Consider the following 4,007-nt stretch of genomic DNA (forward strand, 5'->3'; position numbering starts at 1 on the left):
GGTCGATGTCCTGCACGTCGAAGGCAATGTTCTGGGCCTCATCGAGCAGCTGCTGGGTGCGGCTGACGTTCTGCTGCAATTGGTGTAGAGAAGAATGCGGCAGGCTCGTGAGATTACGGGCCTGGTTGATCAGCACCTGGGCCTCGTTCTGCAGCGAGGCGATCTGGTTGTTGATCTGCTCCAGCGTCCGTGCCGCGGTCAGCAGGTTCTCGGCGTGGTTGGTCGGATCGTAGACGATACGCCCGAACCCGCCGAAGAAGGCATGGGCCGGGGGCGTCAGGATCGGGGCCAGCACCAGCGGGGCGGCAAGGGTGAGCGCCAGCAGCGAGGTGCGAGCAAGGGTGCCAATGGGATGTTGCCTGGTGATCGTCGTGCTGCGCGTCATGGCGCGGTCTCCTTTCCTGCTACTGTTTCTGGTCCTGCATTCGTGGGAATCGACGCGGCTTCGGCGCCATCGAGGCCGATCCCGTCACCGTCGGGCCCGGTCTCTGGGTAAGGAAATCCAGCATTGGCGGCGCCGATATCGCCGTCAGTGGGCGCGGTTTCCGAACCAATTAGTCCAGATGCGGGGGCTCTGGAATCTACCGGCACCAGATTGGGCAGATCCGGGATCAGATCCGCCGCCCAGTCCACGCTGCGGGCTTGGAGCCAAGCGGCGAGAAAACCGTCGCGGCCATGATCAGCGAGGATCTGACCGATCAGCGCCTGATCGGATTTTGAGGAGGCGGCGCAGAGCGCGAGGCCGATCTCGGAAAGGCCGAGCTCGAACAGGCGGTTGCCGCGCCGGCTCTGGCAGTAATAATCCCGCTTCGGCGTGGCGCGGGCGAGGATCTCGATCTGGCGGTCGTTAAGGCCGAAGCGGCGATAGATGGCGGTGATCTGCGGCTCGATGGCGCGTTCGTTCGGCAGCAGCAGCCGCGTCGGGCAGTTCTCGATGATCGCCGGCGCGATGGCGGAATTGTCGATGTCGCTCAGCGATTGCGTGGCGAAGACCACGCTGGCATTCTTCTTCCTCAGCGTCTTCAGCCATTCGCGCAGCTGTTCGGCGAAGGCATCGTCGTCCAGCGCCAGCCAGCCCTCGTCGATGATCAGCAGCGTCGGGCGGCCGTCGAGCCGGTCGCCGATGCGATGAAACAGGTAGGACAGGACCGCCGGGGCGGCGCCGGTGCCGACCAGCCCCTCGATCTCGAAGGCCTGCACAGATGCCGAGCCCAGTTGCTCAGCCTCGGCGTCGAGCAGCCGGCCATAGGGTCCACCGACGCAATAGGGCCGCAGTGCCTGTTTCAACTCGTTGGATTGCAGCAGCACGGCGAGACCGGTGATGGTGCGTTCTCCGACAGGCGCCGAGGCCAGCGAGGTCAGCGCGGTCCAGATGTGCTCCTTCACCTCGGGCGTGATCTCGACGGTCTCGCGGCGCAGGATGGCCACGATCCAGTCGGCGGCCCAGGCGCGTTCCGCCGTTTCGTGGATACGGGCCAGTGGCTGTAGCGAAACCGACGTCTCGGCTGCCTCGGTCAGCTCGCCGCCCAAGTCATGCCAGTCGCCGCCCATGGCGAGAGCCGAGGCGCGGATCGAGCCGCCGAAATCGAAGGCGAAGACCTGCGCGCGCGGATAGCGGCGGAACTGCAGCGCCATCAGCGCCAGCAGCACCGACTTGCCGGCGCCGGTCGGTCCGACGACGAGAGTGTGGCCGACATCGCCGACATGCAGCGAAAACCGAAACGGGGTCGATCCCTCGGTGCGCCCGTAGAGCAGGGGCGGCGCATCGAAGTGAACATCCTTCGCCTCGCCGGCCCAGACGGCGGACAACGGGATCATATGGGCGAGGTTCAGGGTGCTGATCGGCGGTTGCCTGACATTGGCATAGGCATGTCCCGGCAGAGAACCCAGCCAGGCATCGACGGCATTGACCGTTTCGATCATTGCGGTGAAGTCGCGGCCCTGAACGATCTTCTCGACCAGCCGCAGCTTCTCGTCGGCGACGCTGGCGTCCTCATCCCAGACAGTGATCGTCGCGGTGACAAAACCCATGCCGGCGATGTCTGCCCCAAGTTCCTGCAAGGCCATATCGGCATCGGCGGCCTTGTTCGCCGCGTCGGTGTCCACCAGCGCCGTGGGTTCGCTGGTCATCACCTCCTTGAGGATCGCGGCGATGGACTTGCGCTTGGCGAACCATTGCCGCCGGATCCTCGTCAGCAGCCGCGTGGCCTCCGGCTTGTCGATCAGGATGGCGCGCGTCGACCAGCGATAGGGAAAGGCGATGCGGTTCAGATCGTCGAGAATACCAGGCGTGGTCGCGGTGGGAAATCCGTTCAGGGTCAGCACCCGCAGATGCTGCTCACCGAGCCGGGGCTCCAGCCCGCCGGTCAGCGGCTGATCGGTCAGGAGCGCGTCGAGATAGACCGGCACCTCGGGCACGCCGACACTATGCCGGTTGGTCGAGATCGTCGAATGCAGGTAGGTCAGCGTGCCGGCGTCATCCAGCCAGCGGCATTCGGGCATGAAGCCGTCGAGCAGCGCCAGCACGCGGTCGGTGCGGTCGGCGAAACCCCGGACCTGTTCCCAGGGATTCACGCCCGAGGTCTCGCGCCCCTCGTAGAGCCAGCTTTCGGCGCGGGCGGCCTCCTCGGCCGGGGGCAGCCAGAGGAAGGTCAGGAAATAGCCGGAGACGAAATGGCTGCCTTCCTGCTCGAAATCCGCCTTGCGTTCGGCATCGAGCAGCGCCGAAGCCGGATCGGGGAAGGTGCTGTCGGGATAGATCGCGGCCTCCGACCGCTGCGCCTCGACGAAGATCGCCCAGCCGGAGCCGAGCCGACGGAAGGCGCTGTTCAACCGCCCCGCGACGGCGACCAGTTCGGCTGCGACCGCGGAATCCAGATCGGGACCGCGAAATTTCGCCGTCCTCTGGAAACTGCCGTCCTTGTTCATGACGATACCATCGCCGACCAGCCCCACCCAGGGCAGGTAGTCGGCGAGGCGGGAAGCGGTGCGGCGGTATTCGGCGAGGTTCATCATGGTTCGTCCTCACACCGAGAGATGGCCGGGCAGGCGCAGATGGCGGCGCGCGACCTCGACGAAGAGCGGATCGCGTTTCGCGGCCCAGACGGTGGCGATATGCCCGACGGCCCAGATCAGGAGACCGGCAAGCCAGAGTTGCAACCCGAGACCGACAGCCCCGGCCAGCGTGCCGTTGAGGATGGAGATGGCACGCGGCGCTCCGCCGAGCAGGATCGGCTCGGTCAGGGCGCGATGCACCGGGACCGAAAAACCCGGAACCTCGGAAAGCTGTTCGAAGCCTTGGGCCATCAGACCAGGGCCCCGCCGCCGAAGCTGAAGAAGGACAGGAAGAAGCTGGAGGCCGCGAAGGCGATGGAAATGCCGAAGACGATCTGGATCAGCCGCCGGAAGCCGCCGCCGGTGTCTCCGAAGGCCAGCGTCAGCCCGGTGACGATGATGATGATCACCGCCACGATCTTCGCCACCGGCCCCTCGACGGAATCGAGGATGGATTGCAGCGGTGCCTCCCAGGGCATGGAGGAACCGGCAGCATGGGCGGCCGGGGTCATGAGCAGGCTGACATAGGCAGTGGTTGCCGCCATCGTGGCATGATGGAAGAGGCGCAGGGCAGGACGGATCATTCTGGTTCTCCAGTGCTGAGCGTGGTGTCGATGTCGGGAATGACGGGAGCGATGCGGTAGTCGCCGTCCGGCCCCAGCCCATCGACGCGGGCCAGTTCGACCAGCCTGCGCGACGAGCCGCGCCCAGACAGGACGGCCACCAAGTCGATGGTTTCCGCGATCATGGCGCGCGGGACGGTGACGACGGCCTCCTGGATCAGCTGTTCGAGGCGGCGCAGCGCACCGATGCCCGATCCGGCATGGATGGTGCCGATGCCGCCGGGGTGGCCGGTGCCCCAGGCCTTGAGCAGATCCAGCGCCTCGGCGCCGCGCACCTCGCCGATCGGGATGCGGTCGGGACGCAGGCGCAGCGAGGAGCGTACGAGATCG

4 protein-coding genes and 1 pseudogene are annotated in these 4,007 nt (G+C 66.2%); all 5 read right to left on the minus strand.

Annotation, left to right across the window (positions count from 1 at the left end; all coding sequences use genetic code 11):
- A pseudogene (locus tag AQY21_RS03530) lies at positions 1-385 on the minus strand (P-type conjugative transfer protein TrbJ); the annotation flags it as partial.
- Positions 382-3,015 (minus strand): conjugal transfer protein TrbE, encoded by a 2,634-nt coding sequence (gene trbE / locus AQY21_RS03535; protein WP_036759092.1) that lies wholly within the window; start codon positions 3,013-3,015, stop codon positions 382-384. The gene trbE and the pseudogene AQY21_RS03530, both read right to left, overlap by 4 nt.
- 9 nt (positions 3,016-3,024) lie before the next feature.
- Positions 3,025-3,306: a VirB3 family type IV secretion system protein gene (locus AQY21_RS03540; RefSeq protein ID WP_036759093.1), complete on the minus strand. Its 282-nt coding sequence runs from the start codon at positions 3,304-3,306 to the stop codon at positions 3,025-3,027.
- Positions 3,306-3,638, minus strand: a complete 333-nt coding sequence (locus AQY21_RS03545; RefSeq protein WP_036759094.1) for a TrbC/VirB2 family protein — start codon at positions 3,636-3,638, stop codon at positions 3,306-3,308. The genes AQY21_RS03540 and AQY21_RS03545 overlap by 1 nt, the downstream gene beginning before the upstream one ends.
- Positions 3,635-4,007, minus strand: a 373-nt coding sequence (locus AQY21_RS03550) for an ATPase, T2SS/T4P/T4SS family (RefSeq protein WP_161905916.1), incomplete at its 5' end; no start/stop codon positions are given. The genes AQY21_RS03545 and AQY21_RS03550, both read right to left, overlap by 4 nt.

The organism is Paracoccus sp. MKU1 (assembly GCF_001447385.1).
GTDB lineage: Bacteria > Pseudomonadota > Alphaproteobacteria > Rhodobacterales > Rhodobacteraceae > Paracoccus.

Bases quoted from the DNA above. Each gene is read 5' to 3' on its own strand.
- trbE (WP_036759092.1), bottom strand. From the start codon at position 3,015: ATGATGAACCTCGCCGAATACCGCCGCACCGCTTCCCGCCTCGCCGAC.
- AQY21_RS03540 (WP_036759093.1), bottom strand. From the start codon at position 3,306: ATGGCCCAAGGCTTCGAACAGCTTTCCGAGGTTCCGGGTTTTTCGGTC.
- AQY21_RS03545 (WP_036759094.1), bottom strand. From the start codon at position 3,638: ATGATCCGTCCTGCCCTGCGCCTCTTCCATCATGCCACGATGGCGGCA.